Origin of the sequence: Silvania sp., from assembly GCF_051656365.1 — a bacterium.
Taxonomy (GTDB): Bacteria; Pseudomonadota; Gammaproteobacteria; order Enterobacterales; family Enterobacteriaceae; genus Enterobacter; species Enterobacter hatchlandensis.
This window is the reverse complement of record NZ_JBOGBT010000103.1, coordinates 37,509-59,281: the sequence shown is the minus strand read 5'-3', so window position 1 is coordinate 59,281 and position 21,773 is coordinate 37,509. Positions and strand designations below refer to the sequence as shown.

Sequence of the window (21,773 nt, the reverse complement as noted above, 5' to 3'; positions counted from 1 at the left end):
AATTGAGTTGTCGTAAGTGTGGGAGAAAACGGGGCATTGCGGCTGCAAGCCCCGTCTTTCCTGGGTTTGGGTGCCTTGACGTTGGCGGTTTTGCCCGGTAATGTGCCCATCGTGCGCTGAAGTGCATACTTACGATAACATTGACCTGTAGACTTGATCATAATGGACAAATTCGACGCTAATCGCCGCAAGTTGTTGGCATTAGGGGGTATTGCGCTGGGCGCTGCCATTATTCCGACGCCAGCGTTTGCCACCCTCTCGACCCCTCGACCACGTATTTTGACTCTCAATAACCTGCATACCGGTGAGTCTCTTAAAGCCGAGTTTTTTGATGGCAAAGGCTATATTCAGGATGAGTTAGCCAGGCTGAACCATTTTTTCCGTGATTTTCGCGCGAATAAAATTAAAGCCATCGATCCAGGATTATTTGACCAGCTGTTCCGCCTGCAAGGCCTGCTGGGAACCCGCAAACCGGTCCAGCTCGTCTCCGGGTATCGTTCCCTGGATACCAATAATGAATTGCGCGCCCACAGCCGCGGGGTAGCCAAAAAAAGCTACCACACCAAGGGGCAGGCAATGGATTTTCATATTGAAGGCGTTTCGTTAGCCAATGTTCGCAAAGCTGCGTTATCTATGCGCGCAGGTGGTGTAGGATATTACCCACGTAGCAACTTTGTGCATATTGATACCGGGCCGACGCGGCACTGGTAATAACAAATCAGGAGCAGTATGAACTATCGTATTATTCCGGTCACCGCCTTCGCTCAGAACTGTTCGCTTATCTGGTGTGAACAAACCAAACTCGCTGCCCTGGTCGATCCGGGTGGCGATGCAGACAAAATCAAACAGGAAGTCGCTGCCGCTGGCGTGACCTTAATGCAGATTTTACTGACCCACGGTCATCTCGATCATGTGGGCGCGGCGGCAGAGCTGGCGCAACATTATGGTGTGCCGGTAATTGGCCCGGAAAAAGAGGATGAGTTCTGGCTGCAGGGGTTACCTTCCCAAAGCCGCATGTTCGGTCTTGATGAGTGTCTCCCGCTGACGCCCGATCGCTGGCTGAACGAAGGTGAGAGCGTTAATGTCGGCAATGTGACGCTACAGGTACTGCATTGTCCGGGGCACACGCCGGGCCATATCGTTTTCTTTGATGACCAGTCGCGTCTGCTGATCTCCGGCGACGTGATCTTCAAAGGCGGGGTAGGGCGCAGCGATTTTCCGCGCGGCGACCATGTTCAGCTGATCCGCTCGATCAAAGACAAATTATTGCCGCTTGGCGATGATGTGACGTTTCTGGCGGGGCATGGCCCGATGTCGACGCTGGGGCACGAGCGTTTACACAACCCGTTCCTGCAGGATGAAATGCCGGTCTGGTAAAAACGAATTAAAAAAGCCTGCATATGCAGGCTTTTTTGTGTCTGATGGCGATATTACAGCACAGCTACAATCGCTTCGCACAGCGGCGCCATGTTATCTGGCGTCATGCCTGCCACGTTCACACGACCGGAGGCCACCGCGTACACGCCAAACTCTTCACGCAGACGCAGAACCTGTTCTTTGGTCAGGCCGCTGAATGAGAACATGCCGTTCTGTTTGATGATGAAGCTAAAGTCGCGATCCGCGCCTTTTTCCGCCAGGGTGTTCACGAACAGCAGACGCATGCGCTGAATGCGCTGACGCATGTCGTTCAGTTCCTGTTCCCAGATGGCGCGCAGGGCGTCGTTGCTGAGAATAGTGGCAACCACTGACGCGCCGTGTGCTGGCGGGTTGGAGTAGTTAGCACGAATCACGGATTTCATCTGGCTGAATGCGCGATCCACGGTTTGCTCGTCAGATGCCACCAGCGTACAGGCGCCTACGCGCTCGTTGTAGAGGCCGAAGTTCTTGGAGTAGGAGCTGGCAACAATCAGCTCTTTATGCAGCGCGGCGAACGCGCGCAGGCCTTCTGCATCTTCTTCCAGACCACGGGCAAAGCCCTGATAGGCGAAGTCGAACAGCGGCAGCCAGCCTTTTTCAACTGACAGTTTTGCCAGCTGTTCCCACTGCTCCAGCGTCGGATCGATACCGGTTGGGTTATGGCAGCAGCCGTGGAACAGCACCACATCACCCGCCTGCGCTTCGCTCAGGCTGGCCAGCAGGCCGTCAAAGTCCAGAGTGTGGTTCACCGCGTCATAGTAGGCGTATTCACGCACTTCCAGACCCGCTGAGTTAAAGACGCTTTTGTGGTTTGGCCAGCTTGGGTTGCTCACCCAGATGGTTTTAACGTCGGTGTTTTTAGCCAGGAAATCCGCCGCCACGCGCAGCGCACCGGTACCGCCAGGGGTTTGTGCCGTGCGGGCACGTTTATCGCTAATGATCGCGTTGTCTTTGCCGAACAGCAGCTCCTGAGTGCAGCGACCAAATTCCGGGATACCATCGATGCCAAGGTAGTTTTTGGTGTTTTCGTTTTCCAGCAAGAACTGCTCGGCTTTTTTAACGCTGGTCAGCACCGGGGTTTTGCCGGTTTCATCTTTATAGACACCAATACCCAGGTTGATTTTTCCAGGGCGGTCATCGGCACGAAACAGATCGGCCAGGCCCAGAATAGGGTCGGCAGGGGCGGCGGTAATGTTCTCAAACATGACGAAGTTCCATTGTGATTACAGAAGTGAAATCCGCTATCAGGTTAACGATAGTTTTACAAAATGCCAACCGTTTGCGACGAAAAGCGTGCGGCTTTTCAAAAGTCGCCACTTTTTGCTTTCGGACATAAAAAAACAGGGCCGAAGCCCTGTTTATTAGACATATAACAAAGTGGTGTACTGATTAGAACTGGTAAACGATACCCACAGTAGCCTGGTCGTCGGTAGACAGGCCAGCAGCTTCGGTGTATGCGCTGTCGTCCAGCAGGTTGAATTTGTACGCTGCGTACACGTTCATGTTCTTGTTGAAGTAGTACCAGGAACCCAGCTCGATGTATTTAACCAGATCTTCGTTGCCGCCAGAGAAGCCGCCACGTGCTTTCAGGTCTTTACCTTGAGACTGGACGTAGCCCAGGGAAGGACGCAGACCGAAGTCGAACTGGTACTGTACAACCGCTTCCAGGTTGTCAGTTTTGTTAGCGAAGTTGTTGTCAGCTTCACGAGTCATATTGTAGGTCTGAGCGTAAGAAACTGCAGCATAGATGTTGTTCGCATCATATTTAACAGCAGTTGCCCATGCTTCAGCGCGGCTGCCGCCAGCGCTTGCCCATGCAGCGGAGTTACCTGCTGCAACCTGCTCGTCGGTACGGTCAGCAGTTTCATAACCTGCTACCAGCGCGAAGCCTTCGCCGAAATCGTACTGTGCGGAGGTGCTGAAGCCTTCGCCGTTACCTTTCGCGCCGTTACCCGCACGGCCCAGAGTGATCTGGCCCTGGTCGTTTACGCTTGGAGCAACAACGTTGCTGCGCTCGTTTTTACCCTGATACTGCAGAGCCAGGCTCAGGCCATCAACCAGACCGAAGAAGTTGCTGTTACGGTAAGTCAGCAGGCCAGCAGAACGACCGTTCATGAAGTTGTCGGTAGCAACCCAGGAGTCGCCGCCCCATACAACGAACATATCGGTGTAAGCGCCGACGTCGTAGATTGCGCCGTAGTTACGGCCGTAGTCGATAGAACCTGCATCACCAAAGTTCAGACCCGCGAATGCCAGACGGGTGTTGGTGCTCTGAGCGCCTTCAGCGCTAGAGGCGTTCATGTTGTATTCCCAGTGACCGTAACCAGTCAGCTGGTCGTTGATCTGGGTTTCGCCTTTGAAGCCGATACGCGCATAGGTGCTGTCGGAGTTATCGGAGTGACCAGTGGTGGTCCAGCCGTGCTCGCCTACTGCTTTACCGTAGAAGTCCAGCTTGTTAGCGTTTTTGTTATAGATTTCTGCTGCGTTAGCTGCACCGGCTGCCAGCAGGGCAGGGATAACCACTGCCAGGATATTGCGCTTCATCATTATTTATTACCCTCATTGGTTTTTTTATGACACTCGCCACTGCCGTCAATAAATTCTGTCAATAAATATTTCCGGAACTATTGATGAGAGTTTGGTGTCTTTATGTATCTGACAGGCATCTTTCCATTCAAATAACCGTTTCGCTAGCCTGAAAGTGCTACAAACATCAAGAATCAGTTACAAGAAGAAAATATGTGTAACAAAACATGTATTTTAAGGAACTTTGTGAACTATCTCAAACTTCGGCGTTGAGTGGCGAAAATTAAACCTCCTCCATTTCTATCTATATGAATTGCTTATAATAATTTTAGATAACATCTTTTTTTATGGCGCGAACCATTAGCATACTGTTTTTCTTATTTCTGATTATGGACTTCTGGATAGCCAGGTATTTGACTGATAATTGTGCTAAAGCTTAAGAAAAGCATTAGGCGCAATAATAATACGGTTTATTTTTTGTTCAGAGATATTTCATGGAAACACTGCGTAACAGAGGAGTGGATCTTGCGGGGTTGCACTTTAACGACGCTGACTTTCAACTGACATAAGTTGACAGTGCAGAATAAAATAATGGCCAGCGGATGCTGGCCATGAATTACGCGAAAATCAGAATGTGGCGCTGCGCGGGGTACGCGGGAATGGAATTACATCACGCACGTTCTGTACGCCGGTCACGTAGGCGATGAGACGTTCGAAGCCGAGCCCGAAACCAGAGTGCGGGACAGTGCCGTAACGACGTAAATCGCGATACCACCAGTAGTCCTCTTTGTTGAGGCCCATTTCAGCCATACGGGCATCCAGCACATCCAGACGCTCTTCACGCTGAGAACCACCGATGATTTCGCCGATGCCCGGGGCCAGCACGTCCATCGCCGCAACGGTCTTACCGTCTTCGTTAAGGCGCATGTAGAACGCCTTAATGTCTTTCGGGTAGTTTTTCACGACTACCGGAGCTTTGAAGTGCTTCTCGGCCAGATAACGTTCGTGCTCGGAGGAGAGGTCAACACCCCAGTAAACCGGGTTCTCGAACGCCTGCCCGCAGTTTTCGAGGATCGTCACCGCATCGGTGTAATCCACCTGCGCGAAGTCAGCCGACACGAAACGTTCCAGACGGGAGATGGCATCGCTGTCGACGCGTTCCGCGAAGAACTTCATGTCGTCTGCGCGTTCGGTCAGTACGGCATTGAAAGCGTACTTCAGCATCGCTTCTGCCAGACCTGCAACGTCGTCGAGGTTAGCAAAGGCCACTTCCGGCTCCAGCATCCAGAATTCCGCCAGGTGGCGGCTGGTATTGGAGTTTTCTGCACGGAAGGTTGGACCAAAGGTGTAGATTTTGGACAGGGCACAGGCATAGGTTTCGCCGTTCAGCTGACCAGAAACGGTCAGGAAGGACTCTTTGCCAAAGAAATCTTTGTCGAAGTCCACTTTGCCTTCTGGCGTGCGCGGCAGGTTTTCCATGTCCAGCGTGGAGACGCGGAACATCTCACCCGCGCCTTCGGTATCGGAGGCGGTGATCAGCGGCGTGGAGACCCAGAAATAGCCCTGCTCATGGAAGAAGCGATGCAGCGCCTGGGCGAGGGTATGACGCACGCGTGCGACGGCACCAATCATATTGGTACGCGGACGCAGGTGGGCAACTTCACGCAGATACTCAATGCTGTGGCGTTTTGCCGCCATCGGATAGGTATCCGGATCTTCAACCCAGCCGGTCACTTCAATTGATGTCGCCTGCAGTTCAAAGCTCTGGCCCTGACCCTGAGACGCCACAATCTTGCCGGTGACAACCACAGAACAGCCTGTCGTCAGACGCAGCACTTCCTGATTGTAATTGGGCAGAGAATTATTAATGACGGCCTGTACAGGATCAAAGCAGGAACCGTCATAGACGGCCAGGAAAGAAAAGCCAGCTTTTGAATCTCGGCGGGTACGTACCCATCCACGTACGGTGACTTCGCTGTCAACGGCTACGCGGCCCTGGAGTACGTCGGCTACAGGCACAACGCTCATAATAGTCTCTCTATGTAGTCCAAAAATAAAATCTGTATCCCCTTCAATGGGGGATATCTATGTTACCTGGCATCTGCCATCAGACAAGCAGATTTCGCAATGTTAACGGAAGAATTGATAAATAAATAAAAGAAAGGGAGCGCGAATGGCTCCCCTGAACGATCAGCTGGCGATTTTTATCTGCGGCAGGTCGAAGGCTTTTCGCAGTGCGCGGACGAAGGCTTTGTCATGGCAAATGGTTTTGCCCGGACTGTCAGACAGTTTCGCTACCGGCTTGCCGTTACATTCCACCAGTTTAATCACAATATTCAGTGGTTTTACCTGGGGGATATCGCAGGTCAGGCGGGTGCCGATGCCAAAACTGAGGTTAACCCGCGAGGAGAAATGGCGGTATAACGCTACTGCTTTTGGCAGGTCGAGATTGTCAGAAAAGACCAACACTTTGCTCTGCGGGTCGATGCCAAGCTTATGATAATGGGCGATGGCTTTCTCACCCCACTCCAGCGGATCCCCGGAATCATGGCGCAGCCCCTGATAAACCGTGGCGAATTCCGGTCCGAAATCGCGCAGGAAGGCGTCCATGGTAATGCAGTCGGTTAAGGCGATGCCGAGCTGAGTTGGGTACTCGGTTAGCCAGGCAGCCAGTGCCGCGCGCTGGCTGGTAGCCAGTTCCGGGCTGATCTGCTGATGCGCCTGGAACCATTCGTGCGCCTGAGTGCCCATTGGGGTCAGGTTCAGACGGCGGGCAAGATCGTAATTGCTGGTGCCGACAAACCACGGCTCCTGCTGCAGGCGTTCGACAATGGCCTGCTGCACCTCGCGGGAGAAACGGCGACGGGTGCCAAAATCCATCAGACGAAAACGCGACATATCCAGCGTGTCGGTCAGATGCGAGAACTCAACGAGCTTGCTCTCCAGGGTTTCCAGCGCCTGCTCAACGTTCGCGTCAGGCGAACGGTAGCGGTGGACCAGTTCACTGATCACCGCCAGCAGCGGCACTTCCCACATAATCACTTCGCGCCAGGGGCCTTCGAGGCGAATATGCAGTTTGCCATTATCATTGGTAATGGTGACCTGACGCGGATCGTAACGGAATTCCCGCAGCCAGTGCAGGTAGTCTTCTTTAAAGAAGGGCAGGCCGGAAAGCCACTGGAATTCATCGTCACGCAGGCGAAGATGCTGCATCGCGTCAACCTGCTCGCGGATGGCATCGGCATAGATCCCAAGCAGATCGTCACCCCGGCAGCGGAACTCAGCCGCGACCTGTACGTCGTCGTATTGGTGAAAAACGGCTTGCTGCATGTGCAGTTTATACGCATCGGTATCCAGCAGCGTATGCAGAACAGGAGAAGCGAATTGAGTCATAAGGCCGCAGTAGCATCCTCTCACGGAAGCGTTTAGTACAATAAACAACTATTGAAACCGCTGGAGTATACCTTGTTTAGCGATTTATTGAACCCCGATCACACCACAAGCCTGGGGGAGGGTCGAGGGCAATTTGTGCCGCATGTTATATAAATGTAGCAAATAGGGCGTTTGTGCCTGAAAAGATGAACATTCTGCGTAGCGCGATCTACACAACAGGAATAGACTGGTTTGCTATTCGACATTCGACAAACGATGCAAAAGGTTTTCTATGACACAACAGCCTCAAGCCAAATACCGCCACGATTACCGTGCGCCGGATTACCTGATTAGCGATATCGATCTGACTTTTGACCTGGATGCTACTAAAACCGTTGTCACAGCGGTCAGCCAGGTGACGCGCCATAACGCCACTGCGGTTCCGCTGCGCCTGAATGGCGAAGATCTGACGTTGATTTCAGTGCAGGTGAACGACCAGGCCTGGACTGACTATAAAGAAGAAGATAACCAGCTGGTACTGGATAACCTGCCAGAGCGCTTCACATTGCGCATCGTTAACGAAATCAGCCCGGCGGCCAATACCGCGCTGGAAGGGTTGTACCAGTCAGGTGAGGCGCTGTGTACCCAGTGCGAAGCTGAAGGCTTCCGCCATATCACCTGGTATCTGGATCGCCCGGACGTTCTTGCGCGCTTTACCACCAAAATTATCGCTGATAAAACCAAATACCCGTTCCTGCTCTCCAACGGCAACCGCGTCGGGCAGGGCGAGCTGGAGAATGGGCGCCACTGGGTGCAATGGCAGGATCCGTTCCCGAAACCGTGCTACCTGTTTGCGCTGGTGGCGGGTGATTTTGACGTCCTGCGCGACACCTTCACGACCCGTTCCGGTCGCGACGTGGCGCTGGAGCTGTTTGTCGATCGCGGCAACCTCGATCGTGCCCCGTGGGCGATGACCTCGCTTATCAACTCCATGAAGTGGGACGAAGAGCGCTTCGGCCTCGAATACGATCTCGACATCTATATGATCGTCGCCGTCGACTTCTTTAATATGGGCGCGATGGAGAACAAAGGCCTCAACGTCTTTAACTCCAAATACGTGCTGGCGCGTACCGACACCGCCACCGATAAAGACTACCTCGACATTGAGCGGGTGATCGGCCACGAGTATTTCCACAACTGGACCGGCAACCGCGTGACCTGCCGCGACTGGTTCCAGCTGAGCCTGAAAGAGGGCTTAACCGTGTTCCGCGATCAGGAGTTCAGCTCCGATCTGGGTTCACGTGCGGTTAACCGCATCAGCAACGTGCGCACCATGCGTGGGTTACAGTTTGCCGAAGACGCCAGCCCGATGGCGCACCCGATCCGTCCGGATAAAGTTATTGAAATGAACAACTTCTACACCCTGACGGTGTATGAGAAAGGTTCCGAAATTATTCGTATGATCCACACCCTGCTGGGTGAAGAGAACTTCCAGAAAGGGATGCAGCTCTACTTCGAGCGTCATGACGGTAGTGCGGCTACCTGCGATGACTTTGTGCAGGCGATGGAAGACGCCTCCAATGTGGATCTGTCGCACTTCCGCCGCTGGTACAGCCAGGCGGGTACGCCAGTTGTCACCGTGAAGGATGACTACAACCCGGAAACCGAACTGTATACCCTGACCATTAGCCAGCGGACGCCGCCGACTGCCGAGCAGGAAGAGAAGCACCCGCTGCACATTCCGTTTGCGATTGAACTGTACGACAACGAAGGCCAGGTTATCCCGCTGAAAAAAGGCGGTCATCCGGTGCATAACGTCCTCAACGTGACCCAGTCTGAGCAGACCTTTGTCTTTGATAACGTCTACTTCCAGCCGGTGCCTGCGCTGCTGTGCGAATTCTCTGCGCCGGTTAAGCTGGAGTACAAGTGGAGCGACCAGCAGCTGACCTTCCTGATGCGTCACGCGCGTAACGACTTCTCGCGTTGGGATGCCGCCCAGAGCCTGCTGGCGACCTACATCAAGCTGAACGTCGCGCGTCACCAGCAGGGCCAGCCGCTGTCGCTGCCGGCTCACGTTGCCGACGCTTTCCGCGCCATTCTGCTGGACGAGAAGATCGACCCGGCACTGGCCGCGGAGATCCTCACCCTGCCGTCGGCGACTGAAATCGCCGAGTTGTTCGATATCATCGATCCAATTGCCATTACCACGGTGCGCGAAGCCCTGACCCGTACCCTGGCGACTGAGCTGGCGGATGAGTTCCTGGCGCTTTACCACCATAACAAGCTGGATGAGTACCGCGTTGAGCATGCTGATATTGGTAAGCGTGCGCTGCGTAACACCTGCCTGCGCTATCTGGCGTTTGGCGAAACAGAACTCGCAAACGATCTGGTGAGCAAGCAGTACCACAGCGCGGACAACATGACCGATGCATTGGCGGCCCTGGCGGCGAGCGTGGCGGCGGAACTGCCATGCCGCGATGCGCTGATGCAGGCGTATGACGACAAATGGCATCAGGACGGTCTGGTAATGGACAAGTGGTTTATTCTGCAGTCCACCAGCCCAGAGGCAGGTGTGGTGAACAAAGTGCGCAGCCTGCTTGAGCACCGCTCTTTCACCCTGAGCAACCCGAACCGCGTGCGTTCGCTGATTGGTGCCTTTGCCAGCAGCAACCCGGCTGCCTTCCATGCGGAAGACGGCAGCGGCTACCAGTTTATGGTGGAGATGCTGACGGAACTGAACAGCCGTAACCCGCAGGTGGCGTCACGTCTGATTGAGCCGCTGATCCGCCTGAAACGCTATGATGCAAAACGTCAGGCGAAGATGCGTGCGGCGCTGGAACAATTGAAAGGGCTGGATAATCTGTCCGGGGATCTGTACGAGAAGATCGCTAAGGCGCTGGCCTGATAAACAACGCCCCGGTGACAAGGTAAAACCGAAAAGGCAACGCAAGTTGCCTTTTTTAACGTTTGTACCCTCTCCCTGTGGGAGAGGGTGAGGGCATCAGGCATTAGCCGTCGCTAAATGCCGCTCCGTCACTCCACGCCTCATCACCCGATCCAAAACCTCGGCTTCCATCTCCGCCAGCCGCGCCGAACCCACCCGACGAGGACGTGGAAGGTCAACCGTCAGATCCAGCCCAATTTTGCCCTCCTCAATCAGCAGCACCCGGTCCGCCATAGCAACGGCTTCGCTCACATCGTGAGTCACCAGCAGCACCGTAAAGCCGTGCTCCTGCCATAACGAGACGATCAGATCCTGCATCTCGATCCGCGTCAGCGCATCCAGCGCGCCCAGTGGCTCATCCAGCAGCAGCAGCCCCGGACGATGGATCAGCGCCCTGGCCAGCGCCACGCGCTGTTTTTGCCCGCCGGAGAGGGCGGCAGGCCATTCATCCGCGCGATTGTCCAGTCCGACGGCGGCCAGCGCCTGTAACGCCTGAGCTTTCCAGTTGCCTTTCAGCCCCAGACCGACGTTATCAATTACCGTTTTCCACGGCAGCAGCCGCGCGTCCTGGAACATCATTCGGGTATCGTCCTGAATCTCCGCCAGCGGGGTATTTCCGGCCAGCAGCTCACCGCCGTTTGGTGCCTCCAGTCCGGCCAGCAGGCGCAGCAGGGTGCTTTTACCACCGCCGCTGCGGCCCACCACCGCCACGAATTGACCGGCGGGAATGTGCAGTTCCAGTTCGTTAAGAATGGTGTTGTCGCCGTAGCGCTTAGTGACGCCATTGAGCAACAGCGGCGTCCCCTGATTTAAGCGGGCAGTATTCATGCGTGTTCCTCCTTCTTCGAGTAGGCCGGATTCCAGCGCAGCCAGCTGCGTTCGATCCACTGGGCGCTGACGTCTGCCAGCTTGCCCAGCAGGGCGTAAAGAATAATGGCGACCACCACCACGTCCGTTTGCAGGAATTCGCGGGCGTTCATCGCCAGGTAGCCGATACCGGAGTTCGCCGAGATGGTTTCTGCCACGATCAGCGTCAGCCACATCAGCCCGAGGGCGAACCGTACTCCGACCATAATCGAGGGCAGGGCACCGGGTAAAATAACGTGCAGGAACAGCGAGAAACCGGATAAACCGTAGCTGCGCGCCATCTCCACCAGCCCACGGTCGATATTACGGATGCCGTGCCAGGTGTTGATATAGACCGGGAACAGCGTGCCCAGCACCACAAGGAAAATCTTGGCGGTTTCATCGATGCCGAACCACAGGATCACCAGCGGGATCAGCGCCAGATGCGGCACGTTACGCAGCATCTGAATCGAGGTATCCAGCAGCCGTTCGCCCCAGCGCGACAGGCCGCTGATTAACCCCAGCGTCAGACCGATCGACCCACCGATAGAGAATCCGATGGCCGCGCGCCAGGAGCTGATCGCCAGATGCTGCCACAGCTCACCGCTGGAACTCAGCGTCCAGAATGCCTCCACTACGCCTTCCGGGGAAGGTAGAATGCGGCTCGATAACCAACCCACCGACGATGCCAGCTGCCAGATAACGACGATACCCGCAGGGAGTAGCCAGGGCGCGATGCGCAGTAGCCATTTTTGGGCAGGTTTAGCCATGCGTCCTCCTTAGCTCTGCGCGACTTTGCGCGGGATAAAATCGTTAGCCACTGCCTCGCCCTGAAGCTGGAGCGGCTGCGGCTGAGGGATCTCTGGGATCGCCACGTCAAGATGAGGGAACAGAAGTTCGCCGACCTTGTACGCCTCTTCGAGATGCGGATAACCGGAAAGAATAAAGCTGTCGATCCCGAGCTCTGCATATTCGTTAATACGCGCCGCTACAGTGGGGCCATCACCCACTAAGGCGGTGCCCGCGCCACCGCGCACCAGGCCGACGCCAGCCCACAGGTTCGGGCTGATCTCCAGGTTCTCGCGTTTACCGTTATGGAGTGACGCCATCCGCTGCTGGCCGACGGAATCGGTTCTGGCAAAGGCGGCCTGCGCTTTCGCAATGGTTGCATCGTCCAGATGGGAAATCAGGCGGTCAGCGGCCTGCCACGCCTCTGCGTTGGTTTCGCGCACAATCACGTGCAGGCGGATCCCAAATCGGACTTTACGACCATTTGCCGCCGCTTTGGCGCGTACCTGCTCGATTTTCTCTTTCACAAGCTCAGGCGGTTCGCCCCAGGTGAGATACAGATCGACCTGTTCAGCAGCCAGATCCTGCGCAACATCCGACGATCCGCCAAAGTAGAGCGGGGGACGCGGCTGCTGGATCGGCGGGAAGAACAGCTTCGCGTCGCGAACGTGAACATGTTTGCCCTCGAAGGTGACGTTCTCCCCTTCCAGCAGACGACGCCACACGTGGGTAAATTCAGCAGAAGCTTCGTAGCGCTCGGTGTGATCCAAAAAGACGCCGTCACCTGCCAGCTCCTGGGGATCGCTGCCGGTCACCAGGTTAAACAGGGCGCGTCCGTTCGACAGGCGGTCGAGGGTGGCGGCCTGACGCGCGGCCACCGTCGGGGAGGTGACGCTCGGGCGCAGGGCTACCAGGAACTTCAGACGCTGGGTCACCGGGATCAACGACGCCGCCACCAGCCAGGCGTCTTCGCAGGAGCGGCCGGTAGGGATCAGCACCCCGGTAAAGCCAATCCGGTCTGCTGCCTGGGCAATCTGCTGCAGATAAGCATGGTCGACCGGGCGGGCACCCGTTTCGGTGCCAAGATAATGTCCATCACCGTGGGTCGGTAAAAACCAGAACAGATTCAGACTCATGACTTATCTCCTTGTGGCGCAGTGGGGTGCCAGATACGGTCGCGGATATCGATTTTTTTCGGCACCAGGCGATTGGCGTAGAACAGATCAGCGGTCTCCTGTTGCAGGGCCGCGGTATGGGCATCAACCGGTTTAATAACGCCCGGTGGGCGGTGGTCGAGATAGCTGGCGATGACCGGCTCCGGCAGACCGAGGGTTTTCGCCAGCAGGGTGATACTGGCCGGACGCTGGCTCTGGGTGAGGGCGTCGGCCTCGGTAAAGAGGTTCAGCACCCCCTGCACAAATTCACCGTTCTTTTCTGCGTAAGGACGTGCAGCCAGATAGAAGGAACCGGTCTTTTTCAGATCTTCACCGTCTTTTAGTACTTTTACGCCGCCCTGCAGCAGGGCCGCGGAGTAGTAGGGGTCCCAGATGGCCCAGGCGTCCACGTTATGTTGCTGGAAGGCCGCGCGGGCATCGGCCGGGGAGAGGTAAACCGGTTGAATATCTTTGAAGGTCAGGCCCGCCTGCTGGAGTGCACGCAGAATCAGATTGTGCGCGCTGGAGCCTTTCTGGAAGGCAATTTTACGGCCTTTCAGATCGGCTACGGTTTTGATCGGGCTATCTTCGGGCACCAGAATCACTTCGGCTTTAGGCTTGGGCGGTTCAGCGCCTACGTACAGCAGATCTGCGCCAGCGGCCTGGGCGAAGATGGGCGGGATATCGCCGGTGCTGCCCAGATCAATACTGCCGACGTTCAGTGCCTCCAGCATCTGCGGGCCTGCCGGAAACTCAATCCAAGAGAATTTGGTGTCCGGGTAGCGTTTTTCCAGCAGCTGATGGCTTTTGGCCAGCACCATGCTGACGCTGCCTTTCTGATAGCCAATGCGCAGACTCTCGGGCGTGGGCTCTGCGGCGTGCGCCAGGCCAGAGAGGGCCACCAGGCCCGCCAGGCTCAAACGGGCAAGGGATTTAAACATGGGCGACTCCTTTCAGATGACCAAAGGCGGGAACCTGCACGTCGCGGCGGTGCAGCGCCTGCCAGAAGGTCTCCAGCGCGCTGTCGAGACGGGTTTGCAGGTTAGGGGTAAAGTGTGGCTTGTGCTGATAGTCGAGCACCTGTGAGTCATCGGCAAACACGCCGTGCAGGATCTCCTGCGCTTTGAGTGCGCTCAGAACCGGCTTCAGGGCATAATCCACCGCCAGTAAATGGGCCACGGTGCCGCCTGTCGCCAGCGGCAGCACCACTTTGCCCTCCAGCGCGCGCTCCGGCAGCAGGTCGAGCAGGGTTTTCAGCGCGCCGGAAAACGAAGCTTTATAGACCGGGGTCGCCACAATCAGCCCGTCAGCGTCTTTAAGTTGCTCATTAAGCGCTTTAAGCGCCGGGCTCTCGAAGCGGGCGTAGAGTAAATCTTCCGGCTCAAAGTTGTGCAGATTCCAGTGGCACACCTCCACATCCAGCGACGTGAGTTGTTCACGGGCATATTCCAGCAAGGCGCTGGAGCGTGAGGGAAATCGCGGACTTCCGGCCAGAGTGATGATGCGCATAGCTGCTCCTTATAACGAATTGTTTGCTTTTATCTAACATTGATAACATTTACAGGCAGTGTGTCACTGGCGGCTTATTCCGCTAAATGATTTATCTGCAAGACAAATGCTAAAAAACGAATAACGCGGGGGAAAAAAGGAAACGATTGCGTTGAGAGACGTTTTTTTTGCCTCAGGTCAATTCCCTTTCCGGCTGCGATCGCTGATAATTCGCCCCCGGTTTGCACACCGGGAATCCAGGAGAGTTCATGTACTACCCCTTCGTTCGTAAAGCCCTTTTCCAGCTCGATCCTGAGCGCGCTCATGAATTTACATTCCAGCAATTACGCCGTATTACGGGAACCCCACTCGAAGCGCTGGTGCGCCAGAAGGTGATGGACAAACCGGTAACCTGCATGGGATTAACCTTTAAAAACCCACTGGGTCTGGCAGCCGGTCTGGATAAAAACGGCGAGTGCATTGATGCGCTTGGCGCGATGGGCTTTGGCTCCATCGAAATCGGCACCGTGACACCGCGTCCACAGTCGGGTAACGACAAGCCGCGCCTGTTCCGACTGGTAGAGGCCGAAGGGCTGATCAACCGCATGGGCTTTAATAACCTCGGCGTCGATCATCTGGTCGAGAATGTGAAGAAAGCGCATTTCGATGGCATTTTGGGTATTAATATCGGCAAAAACAAAGACACCCCAGTCGAGCAGGGCAAAGATGACTATCTGATTTGTATGGAAAAAGTCTATGCTTATGCCGGGTACATCGCAGTTAATATTTCATCGCCAAATACTCCGGGTTTACGCTCGCTGCAATACGGTGAAGCGCTCGACGATTTATTAGTCGCCATCAAAAATAAGCAAAATGAACTCCAGGCGAAGCACCATAAATATGTGCCGGTGGCCGTTAAAATTGCTCCCGATCTCACTGAAGAAGAGTTGGCCCAGGTGGCCGACAGTTTAGTGCGTCATAATATTGATGGGGTTATTGCGACCAATACCACTCTCGATCGTTCTCTGGTTCAGGGGATGAAACATTGTGACGAAATGGGGGGCTTGAGCGGTCGACCAGTACAATTAAAAAGTACCGAAATTATTCGTCGTCTGTCGGCTGAATTAAATGGTCACCTACCGATTATTGGCGTAGGTGGCATTGACTCGGTTATCGCCGCACGGGAGAAAATGGCGGCGGGTGCCTCGTTGGTGCAGATCTATTCTGGCTTTATCTTTAAAGGCCCACCGCTGATCAAAGAAATCGTTAACCATCTCTGATCTTTATCGCTAATAGCAACCAGGGCTTTATTTCCGGCTCTGGTTGTTTTATATTCCGGGACTGTTGCTAATTTAGGCATAGTAGTCTTTTATTATTGAAGTCGAATAAGCGAAGCGGTAATGAGGACTTTCTTACAACAGGATGTTGCGAGGATGGGAGAGGCAGATGCGAATTAAACCTGACGATAACTGGCGCTGGTATTTCTGTGACGAGCACGATCGTATGATGCTCGATTTAGCCAATGGCATGTTATTTCGTTCTCGTTTTGCGCGTCGGATGCTCACTCCGGATGCCTTTACCAATACCGGTTTTTGTGTTGACGATGCAGCCCTTTATTTCTCCTTTGAAGAGAAGTGCCGCGATCTTGAGTTGTCGAAAGAGCAGCGTGCCGAGCTGGTGCTCAATGCGCTGGTGGCGATCCGCTTCCTCAAGCCCCAAATGCCAAAAAGCTGGCACTTTCTTGCCCACGGTATGAGCTGGTCACCGGTTACCGGCGATGCGGCTTGCGTCAGTCTGAGCGAGAACGCCGAGCAGGTGAATTTGCTGGTAGTGGAGCCGGGTGATAACGCCGCGCTCTGCTTGTTGGCACAGCCGGGCGTGACCATCGCCGGGCGTACAATGCAGCTGGGTGACCCGATTAAAGTGATGAATGACAGACTGAAACCCCAGCTATTAAGCAGCAGTTTCAGCCTTGAGCAGGCAGTTTAGGCTTCCAGTTGTAACGAGGTTTTCGGGATGCAGCTGCAGCACAGAATGGTGCCGTCGCCGCCAATTGCCGATTTCTTCAATGCCGTAACTTCCCCTTCGACCAGCGTAATGCGACAACATCCGCAAATGCCTGCCCGACACGAGTAGGGGATGCGAATGCCTGCCTGTTCTAGCTGTTCCAGTAACACCTGTTGATTGTTCCCGCGAAGCGTTTGCCCCTGCCACTGGAGAGTCACCGCCGTTTCTGGCTGCGCTTCCACCTCTGTTGCTTCTTCTTCGGCACCGGCGCCGTAGAGTCGACCCGGTGCAGTCGCGAGAATCTCTACCTCGTCGCCAACGCGGATCACACCGCTGGAGCGGGGGATCAGGTTCTGGCCGAAATCGACATCGCCGTTATCCTGCGCGGTACGGAACGACTGCAGGGTTTTCAGCGGCTCCCCTGAAGGGTGTTTCTGACCTTTCTCCGGGCTGACGGTGGTAAAGATGCAGCGGCTGCAGGGCTTTACCACGTCAAAGATCACACTGCCGATACGGATTACCTTCCAGGTGTCCTCTTCCCAGGCCGCACTGCCTGCGACCACCAGATTCGGCCGGAACTGCTCCATTTGCACGCTGGCCGTGCAGCGGTTTTGTAGATCGCGCAGCGAGGCTTCGCTGGTGAGCAGGAACGGGAAACCGTCGGCAAACGACAGCGGCACTGCGGCAAATTTTTCTACGCGGCGCGTCAGTTCAGGCCCGACCCAGCGTAACTGTACCGGGCGCGAGAAAAATTCGCTGAGCCAGCGGTTGATCTCATCGGGCGCAATGCGGGCGGTGAAATGATTCCCCCACACTTCGGTGGGCGCATCTGCTGGCGCAAAATCGCTGAAGCGGACGATAATACTGGAACCGTCCGGCGCCGTGAGATGCAGTCCATCGTGAACCGGTACCGGGATAAAACGCACCATCTGAGGAAACTGGCGTGCGGTGATGAATGTACCGTCAGGTTCCGTCACCATAAAAATGCGATCAAAGGCAAAACCGCTGGCGTCAGCAAGGGCATGCGAAAGCCCAATTCCACGCATTGATTTGACCGGATGAATGAAAAGCCTGGATAACGTCGCCACGGCACAGTCCCTCGAATGAAAATAAGCCTTCAACTTTATGACATAGAGCCCAGATTGGCTATAATGCGCAGCAATTTTCTTAGAGTAATAAGTGACGATATGAATTCTCTGTTTGCCAGTACGGCCCGTGGGCTGGAAGAGCTGTTAAAAACTGAACTGGAAAACCTGGGCGCGCAAGAGTGCCAGGTGGTTCAGGGTGGGGTCCATTTTCAGGGCGACACACGGCTTATTTACCAGAGCCTGATGTGGAGTCGCCTGGCCTCACGCATCATGTTGCCGATGAGAGAGTGCAAGGTATATAGCGATCTCGATCTTTACCTGGGCGTGCAGACAATCAACTGGACAGAGATTTTTGCGCCAGGTGCCACCTTTGCGGTGCACTTCAGTGGCCTGAACGATGAGATCCGCAACAGCCAGTACGGCGCGCTGAAGGTGAAAGACGCCATCGTCGACAGCTTTACCCGTAAGAACCTGGAACGCCCGAACGTCGATCGTGAAAACCCGGATCTGCGTATCAACGTGCGTCTGAACAAAGAGACGGCCAGCATTGCGTTGGATCTGTGCGGCGAAGGCTTGCACCAGCGTGGTTACCGCGATCGCGCGGGTATCGCGCCAATCAAAGAGAACCTGGCCGCCGCCATTGTAATGCGCTCCGGCTGGCAGCCGGGTACGCCGTTGCTGGATCCGATGTGCGGTTCCGGTACGCTGCTGATCGAAGCGGCGATGTTAGCGACCGACCGCGCCCCGGGCCTGCATCGTGGCCAGTGGGGCTTTAAGGGCTGGGCACTGCACGACGAAGCTGTCTGGCAGGACGTAAAGGCAGAAGCACAGACGCGTGCGCGTCAGGGGCTGGCAGCCTATGAAGCCCACTTCTACGGCTCCGATAGCGATGCCCGCGTGATTGAACGCGCGCGCAGCAACGCCCGTCGCGCCGGCATTGGCGATTTGGTGACCTTCGACGTGAAAGACGTGGCACAGCTCACCAATCCGCTGCCAAAAGGCCCGTATGGCACGGTGATCAGCAACCCGCCTTACGGCGAACGTCTGGACAGTGAACCAGCGCTGATTGCCCTGCACAGCCTGCTGGGTCGCACCATGAAAGATTACTTTGGCGGCTGGAACCTGTCACTATTCAGCGGCTCGCCTGAGCTGCTGAGCTGCCTGCAGCTGCGCGCCGAACGCCAGTTCAAAGCCAAGAACGGCCCACTGGACTGCGTGCAGAAGAACTACCATCTGACCGAGAAAGAGGCCGACAGCAAGCCTTCCAGCGTGGCGGAAGACTATGCCAACCGTCTGCGCAAAAATCTGAAGAAATACGAAAAGTGGGCGAAGCAGGAGAAGCTTGAATGCTATCGCATCTATGACGCCGACCTGCCGGAGTACAACGTGGCGGTCGACCGCTACGGCGAGTGGGTGGTGGTGCAGGAATATGCCCCGCCAAAAACCGTCGATCCGCAAAAAGCGCGTCAGCGTATGCTCGACATCATCGCTGCCACCATTGGCGTGCTGAATATTGCCCCGAACAAGCTGATCCTGAAAACCCGTGAGCGTCAGAAGGGCAAAAATCAGTACGAGAAAATGAACAGCAAGGGCGAGTTTATCGAAGTGGGCGAATACAACGCACGCCTGTGGGTTAACCTGACGGACTATCTCGACACCGGCCTGTTCCTTGATCACCGCATCGCCCGCCGCATGCTGGGGCAGATGAGCAAAGGCAAAGACTTCCTCAACCTCTTTGCTTATACCGGCAGCGCCAGCGTTCACGCGGGTCTGGGCGGGGCACGTACCACCACTACCGTGGATATGTCCCGTACCTATCTGGAGTGGGCAGAGCGTAACCTGCGCCTTAACGGGCTGACCGGGAAGGCGCATCGCCTGCTGCAGGCAGACGTGCTGGGCTGGTTGCGTGAGTCTGACGAGCAGTTCGACCTGATCTTTATCGATCCGCCGACCTTCTCCAACTCTAAGCGCATGGAAGAGTCATTTGACGTCCAGCGTGACCACCTGGCGCTGATGAAAGATCTTAAACGTATGCTGCGTAAAGGCGGCACGATCATGTTCTCGAACAACAAGCGCGGCTTCCGCATGGATCATGAGGGACTGGCAGAACTGGGGCTGAAAGCACAAGAAATCAGTCAAAAAACGTTATCCCAGGACTTTGCCCGTAACCGTCAGATCCACAACTGCTGGCTCATCACCGCCGCCTGAAAGGAAAAGTAAATGTCATTAATTAGTATGCATGGTGCGTGGTTGTCGTTCAGTGACGCCCCGCTGCTCGATAATACTGAACTCCACATCGAAGATAACGAACGTGTTTGTCTGGTGGGTCGTAACGGCGCGGGCAAATCCACGCTGATGAAGATCCTTAATCGCGAACAGGGTCTGGATGACGGACGTATTGTTTACGAGCAAGACCTGATCGTTTCTCGTCTGCAGCAGGATCCGCCGCGTAACGTCGCGGGCAGCGTGTATGATTTTGTTGCCGAAGGGATCTCTGAGCAGGCCGAATACCTGAAGGGCTATCACGAGATTTCCCATCTGGTGATGACCGACCCGAGCGAAAAAAACCTCAATGAAATGGCGCGTCTTCAGGACCTGCTCGATCATCATGGTCTCTGGCAGCTTGAAAGTCGCATCACGGAAGTTCTGGAGCAGTTAGGTCTGGAAGCGGACACCGAACTGGCATCACTCTCTGGCGGCTGGCTGCGTAAAGCTGCGCTGGGGCGTGCGCTGGTCAGTGGTCCAAAAGTACTGCTTCTTGACGAACCGACTAACCACCTGGACATTGAAGCGATCGACTGGCTGGAAGGGTTCCTGAAAACCTTTAACGGCACGCTGATATTTATTTCGCATGACCGTTCATTCATTCGCAATATGGCAACCCGTATCGTCGATCTCGACCGCGGCAAGCTGGTGACCTATCCGGGCGATTACGACACTTATCTGCTTGAGAAAGAAGAAAATCTGCGCGTGGAAGAGCTGCAAAATGCCGAGTTTGACCGCAAGCTGGCGCAGGAAGAAGTGTGGATCCGTCAGGGCATCAAAGCGCGCCGTACCCGTAACGAAGGCCGCGTGCGTGCGTTGAAAGCAATGCGTAATGAGCGCAGCGAGCGTCGTGAAGTGATGGGCACCGCGAAAATGCAGGTGGAAGAAGCCTCTCGCTCCGGCAAGATTGTCTTCGAGATGGAGAACGTTGATTACCAGGTTGATGGCAAAGTACTGGTGAAAGATTTTTCTGCTCAGGTTCAGCGCGGCGACAAAATTGCGCTCATCGGCCCGAACGGCTGTGGCAAAACCACGCTGCTGAAGCTGATGCTGAGCCAGCTGCAGGCCGACAGCGGCCGCGTCCATTGTGGTACCAAACTCGAAGTGGCCTACTTCGACCAGCACCGCGCCGAGCTCGATCCGGACAGAACGGTGATGGATAACCTTGCCGAAGGTAAACAGGAAGTGCTGGTGAACGGTAAGCCGCGCCATGTACTGGGCTATCTGCAGGACTTCCTGTTCCATCCAAAACGCGCGATGACCCCGGTTCGTGCCCTCTCCGGTGGGGAACGTAACCGTCTGTTGCTGGCGCGTTTGTTCCTGAAACCGAGCAACCTGTTGATTCTTGATGAACCGACAAACGATCTTGATGTTGAAACGCTGGAACTTCTTGAGGAACTGATTGATAGTTATCAGGGAACCGTGATGCTGGTGAGCCACGACCGTCAGTTTGTCGACAATACCGTGACCGAATGCTGGATCTTCGAAGGGGAGGGTCGCATTAGTCAGTACGTTGGCGGCTATCACGATGCGCGTGGACAGCAGGCTCAGTATCTGGCTACAAAACAGTCAAAAGCCAGAGCAGAAGCAGAAGTGGCTGTTACGAAAGCAGAAACTGTCAAACGTATCAGTAGCAAACTAAGCTATAACCTACAGCGCGAACTGGAAAGTCTGCCGCAGCGTCTCGAAGAGCTCGAAGCTAACCTCGAAAGTTTGCAGGCTCAAGTTGCCGACGCATCATTCTTTACCCAGTCGCATGACTATACTCAAAAAGTCCTGGCGGATATGGCGCAGGCTGAAAAGGCGTTGGAAGAAGCATTTGAACGCTGGGAGTATCTTGAGGCTCTGAAAAACGGCGCATAAGTGAAACATGGAGCC

At 55.2% G+C, this 21,773-nt stretch carries 17 protein-coding genes; 7 read left to right on the top strand and 10 right to left on the bottom strand.

From position 1 onward, the window contains the following. The first annotated feature begins 162 nt into the window (after nt 1–162). Both ACRDD5_RS20300 and ACRDD5_RS20295 read left to right on the top strand, forming a co-directional pair. Nucleotides 163–711: a YcbK family protein gene (locus ACRDD5_RS20300; RefSeq protein ID WP_271269435.1), complete on the top strand. Its 549-nt coding sequence runs from the start codon at nt 163–165 to the stop codon at nt 709–711. A gap of 18 nt (nt 712–729) precedes the next feature. Further along, nucleotides 730–1,377 carry an MBL fold metallo-hydrolase gene (locus ACRDD5_RS20295; protein ID WP_438677804.1) on the top strand — a complete coding sequence of 216 codons (648 nt, stop codon included), beginning with the start codon at nt 730–732 and terminating at the stop codon, nt 1,375–1,377. Between the two features lie 53 nt (nt 1,378–1,430). Here ACRDD5_RS20295 and ACRDD5_RS20290 read toward each other — a convergent pair whose 3' ends face one another. From ACRDD5_RS20290 to pncB, 4 genes are all read right to left on the bottom strand, one after another. Further along, entirely contained in the window at nt 1,431–2,621 is a 1,191-nt protein-coding gene (locus ACRDD5_RS20290) for an amino acid aminotransferase (protein WP_271281885.1), read from the bottom strand. 184 nt (nt 2,622–2,805) lie between these two features. Next, nucleotides 2,806–3,960 carry a porin gene (locus tag ACRDD5_RS20285; protein ID WP_418939600.1) on the bottom strand — a complete coding sequence of 385 codons (1,155 nt, stop codon included), beginning with the start codon at nt 3,958–3,960 and terminating at the stop codon, nt 2,806–2,808. A gap of 609 nt (nt 3,961–4,569) precedes the next feature. Then, nucleotides 4,570–5,970 (bottom strand): asparagine--tRNA ligase, encoded by a 1,401-nt coding sequence (asnS, locus tag ACRDD5_RS20280; protein ID WP_271281883.1) that lies wholly within the window; start codon nt 5,968–5,970, stop codon nt 4,570–4,572. Nucleotides 5,971–6,132: 162 nt separating this feature from the next. Beyond that, nucleotides 6,133–7,335 (bottom strand): nicotinate phosphoribosyltransferase, encoded by a 1,203-nt coding sequence (gene pncB / locus ACRDD5_RS20275; protein ID WP_271281882.1) that lies wholly within the window; start codon nt 7,333–7,335, stop codon nt 6,133–6,135. A 271-nt stretch (nt 7,336–7,606) separates the two neighbouring features. Here pncB and pepN point away from each other — a divergent pair, with 271 nt between their 5' ends. Beyond that, nucleotides 7,607–10,219 carry an aminopeptidase N gene (pepN, locus tag ACRDD5_RS20270; RefSeq protein ID WP_438677803.1) on the top strand — a complete coding sequence of 871 codons (2,613 nt, stop codon included), beginning with the start codon at nt 7,607–7,609 and terminating at the stop codon, nt 10,217–10,219. 96 nt (nt 10,220–10,315) lie between these two features. Here pepN and ssuB read toward each other — a convergent pair whose 3' ends face one another. The 5 genes from ssuB to ssuE are packed head-to-tail and all read right to left on the bottom strand — an operon-like array spanning nt 10,316 to nt 14,556. After that, entirely contained in the window at nt 10,316–11,086 is a 771-nt protein-coding gene (gene ssuB, locus ACRDD5_RS20265) for an aliphatic sulfonates ABC transporter ATP-binding protein (RefSeq protein ID WP_438677802.1), read from the bottom strand. After that, entirely contained in the window at nt 11,083–11,874 is a 792-nt protein-coding gene (ssuC, locus tag ACRDD5_RS20260) for an aliphatic sulfonate ABC transporter permease SsuC (RefSeq protein WP_271281879.1), read from the bottom strand. The genes ssuB and ssuC overlap by 4 nt, the downstream gene beginning before the upstream one ends. 9 nt (nt 11,875–11,883) lie before the next feature. Next, complete coding sequence (gene ssuD / locus ACRDD5_RS20255; RefSeq protein ID WP_438677801.1) at nt 11,884–13,029, bottom strand: FMNH2-dependent alkanesulfonate monooxygenase; 1,146 nt, start codon at nt 13,027–13,029, stop codon at nt 11,884–11,886. Beyond that, complete coding sequence (locus ACRDD5_RS20250) at nt 13,026–13,988, bottom strand: sulfonate ABC transporter substrate-binding protein (RefSeq protein WP_438677800.1); 963 nt, start codon at nt 13,986–13,988, stop codon at nt 13,026–13,028. Before ACRDD5_RS20250 ends, ssuD begins: the two co-directional genes overlap by 4 nt. After that, nucleotides 13,981–14,556: an NADPH-dependent FMN reductase gene (gene ssuE, locus ACRDD5_RS20245; protein ID WP_438677799.1), complete on the bottom strand. Its 576-nt coding sequence runs from the start codon at nt 14,554–14,556 to the stop codon at nt 13,981–13,983. The genes ACRDD5_RS20250 and ssuE overlap by 8 nt, the downstream gene beginning before the upstream one ends. A 248-nt stretch (nt 14,557–14,804) precedes the next feature. On the opposite strand from ssuE, the gene pyrD reads away from it, so the two are divergent. Both pyrD and zapC read left to right on the top strand, forming a co-directional pair. Next, complete coding sequence (gene pyrD / locus ACRDD5_RS20240; RefSeq protein WP_271281875.1) at nt 14,805–15,815, top strand: quinone-dependent dihydroorotate dehydrogenase; 1,011 nt, start codon at nt 14,805–14,807, stop codon at nt 15,813–15,815. Nucleotides 15,816–15,981: 166 nt separating this feature from the next. Further along, entirely contained in the window at nt 15,982–16,524 is a 543-nt protein-coding gene (gene zapC / locus ACRDD5_RS20235; protein WP_271281874.1) for a cell division protein ZapC, read from the top strand. On the opposite strand, the gene ACRDD5_RS20230 is transcribed toward zapC, so the two are convergent. Next, nucleotides 16,521–17,630, bottom strand: coding sequence for a YcbX family protein (locus ACRDD5_RS20230; protein ID WP_271281873.1), 1,110 nt, complete (start codon nt 17,628–17,630; stop codon nt 16,521–16,523). The two genes, zapC and ACRDD5_RS20230, sit on opposite strands and share 4 nt — an antisense overlap. A gap of 99 nt (nt 17,631–17,729) precedes the next feature. Between ACRDD5_RS20230 and rlmKL the strand changes: the two genes are divergently transcribed. Further along, entirely contained in the window at nt 17,730–19,838 is a 2,109-nt protein-coding gene (gene rlmKL / locus ACRDD5_RS20225) for a bifunctional 23S rRNA (guanine(2069)-N(7))-methyltransferase RlmK/23S rRNA (guanine(2445)-N(2))-methyltransferase RlmL (RefSeq protein WP_438677798.1), read from the top strand. A 12-nt stretch (nt 19,839–19,850) separates the two neighbouring features. Beyond that, the gene (locus tag ACRDD5_RS20220; RefSeq protein ID WP_438677797.1) at nt 19,851–21,758 is read left to right on the top strand and encodes an ABC transporter ATP-binding protein; all 1,908 of its coding nucleotides are present in this window, start codon (nt 19,851–19,853) and stop codon (nt 21,756–21,758) included. The last annotated feature ends 15 nt before the right edge of the window (nt 21,759–21,773 follow it).

What these genes read in the sequence shown, in the direction of transcription:
- ACRDD5_RS20300 (WP_271269435.1), top strand. Translation starts at nt 163, where the DNA reads ATGGACAAATTCGACGCTAATCGCCGCAAGTTGTTGGCATTAGGGGGT.
- ACRDD5_RS20295 (WP_438677804.1), top strand. Translation starts at nt 730, where the DNA reads ATGAACTATCGTATTATTCCGGTCACCGCCTTCGCTCAGAACTGTTCG.
- ACRDD5_RS20290 (WP_271281885.1), bottom strand. Translation starts at nt 2,621, where the DNA reads ATGTTTGAGAACATTACCGCCGCCCCTGCCGACCCTATTCTGGGCCTG.
- ACRDD5_RS20285 (WP_418939600.1), bottom strand. Translation starts at nt 3,960, where the DNA reads ATGAAGCGCAATATCCTGGCAGTGGTTATCCCTGCCCTGCTGGCAGCC.
- asnS (WP_271281883.1), bottom strand. Translation starts at nt 5,970, where the DNA reads ATGAGCGTTGTGCCTGTAGCCGACGTACTCCAGGGCCGCGTAGCCGTT.
- pncB (WP_271281882.1), bottom strand. Translation starts at nt 7,335, where the DNA reads ATGACTCAATTCGCTTCTCCTGTTCTGCATACGCTGCTGGATACCGAT.
- pepN (WP_438677803.1), top strand. Translation starts at nt 7,607, where the DNA reads ATGACACAACAGCCTCAAGCCAAATACCGCCACGATTACCGTGCGCCG.
- ssuB (WP_438677802.1), bottom strand. Translation starts at nt 11,086, where the DNA reads ATGAATACTGCCCGCTTAAATCAGGGGACGCCGCTGTTGCTCAATGGC.
- ssuC (WP_271281879.1), bottom strand. Translation starts at nt 11,874, where the DNA reads ATGGCTAAACCTGCCCAAAAATGGCTACTGCGCATCGCGCCCTGGCTA.
- ssuD (WP_438677801.1), bottom strand. Translation starts at nt 13,029, where the DNA reads ATGAGTCTGAATCTGTTCTGGTTTTTACCGACCCACGGTGATGGACAT.
- ACRDD5_RS20250 (WP_438677800.1), bottom strand. Translation starts at nt 13,988, where the DNA reads ATGTTTAAATCCCTTGCCCGTTTGAGCCTGGCGGGCCTGGTGGCCCTC.
- ssuE (WP_438677799.1), bottom strand. Translation starts at nt 14,556, where the DNA reads ATGCGCATCATCACTCTGGCCGGAAGTCCGCGATTTCCCTCACGCTCC.
- pyrD (WP_271281875.1), top strand. Translation starts at nt 14,805, where the DNA reads ATGTACTACCCCTTCGTTCGTAAAGCCCTTTTCCAGCTCGATCCTGAG.
- zapC (WP_271281874.1), top strand. Translation starts at nt 15,982, where the DNA reads ATGCGAATTAAACCTGACGATAACTGGCGCTGGTATTTCTGTGACGAG.
- rlmKL (WP_438677798.1), top strand. Translation starts at nt 17,730, where the DNA reads ATGAATTCTCTGTTTGCCAGTACGGCCCGTGGGCTGGAAGAGCTGTTA.
- ACRDD5_RS20220 (WP_438677797.1), top strand. Translation starts at nt 19,851, where the DNA reads ATGTCATTAATTAGTATGCATGGTGCGTGGTTGTCGTTCAGTGACGCC.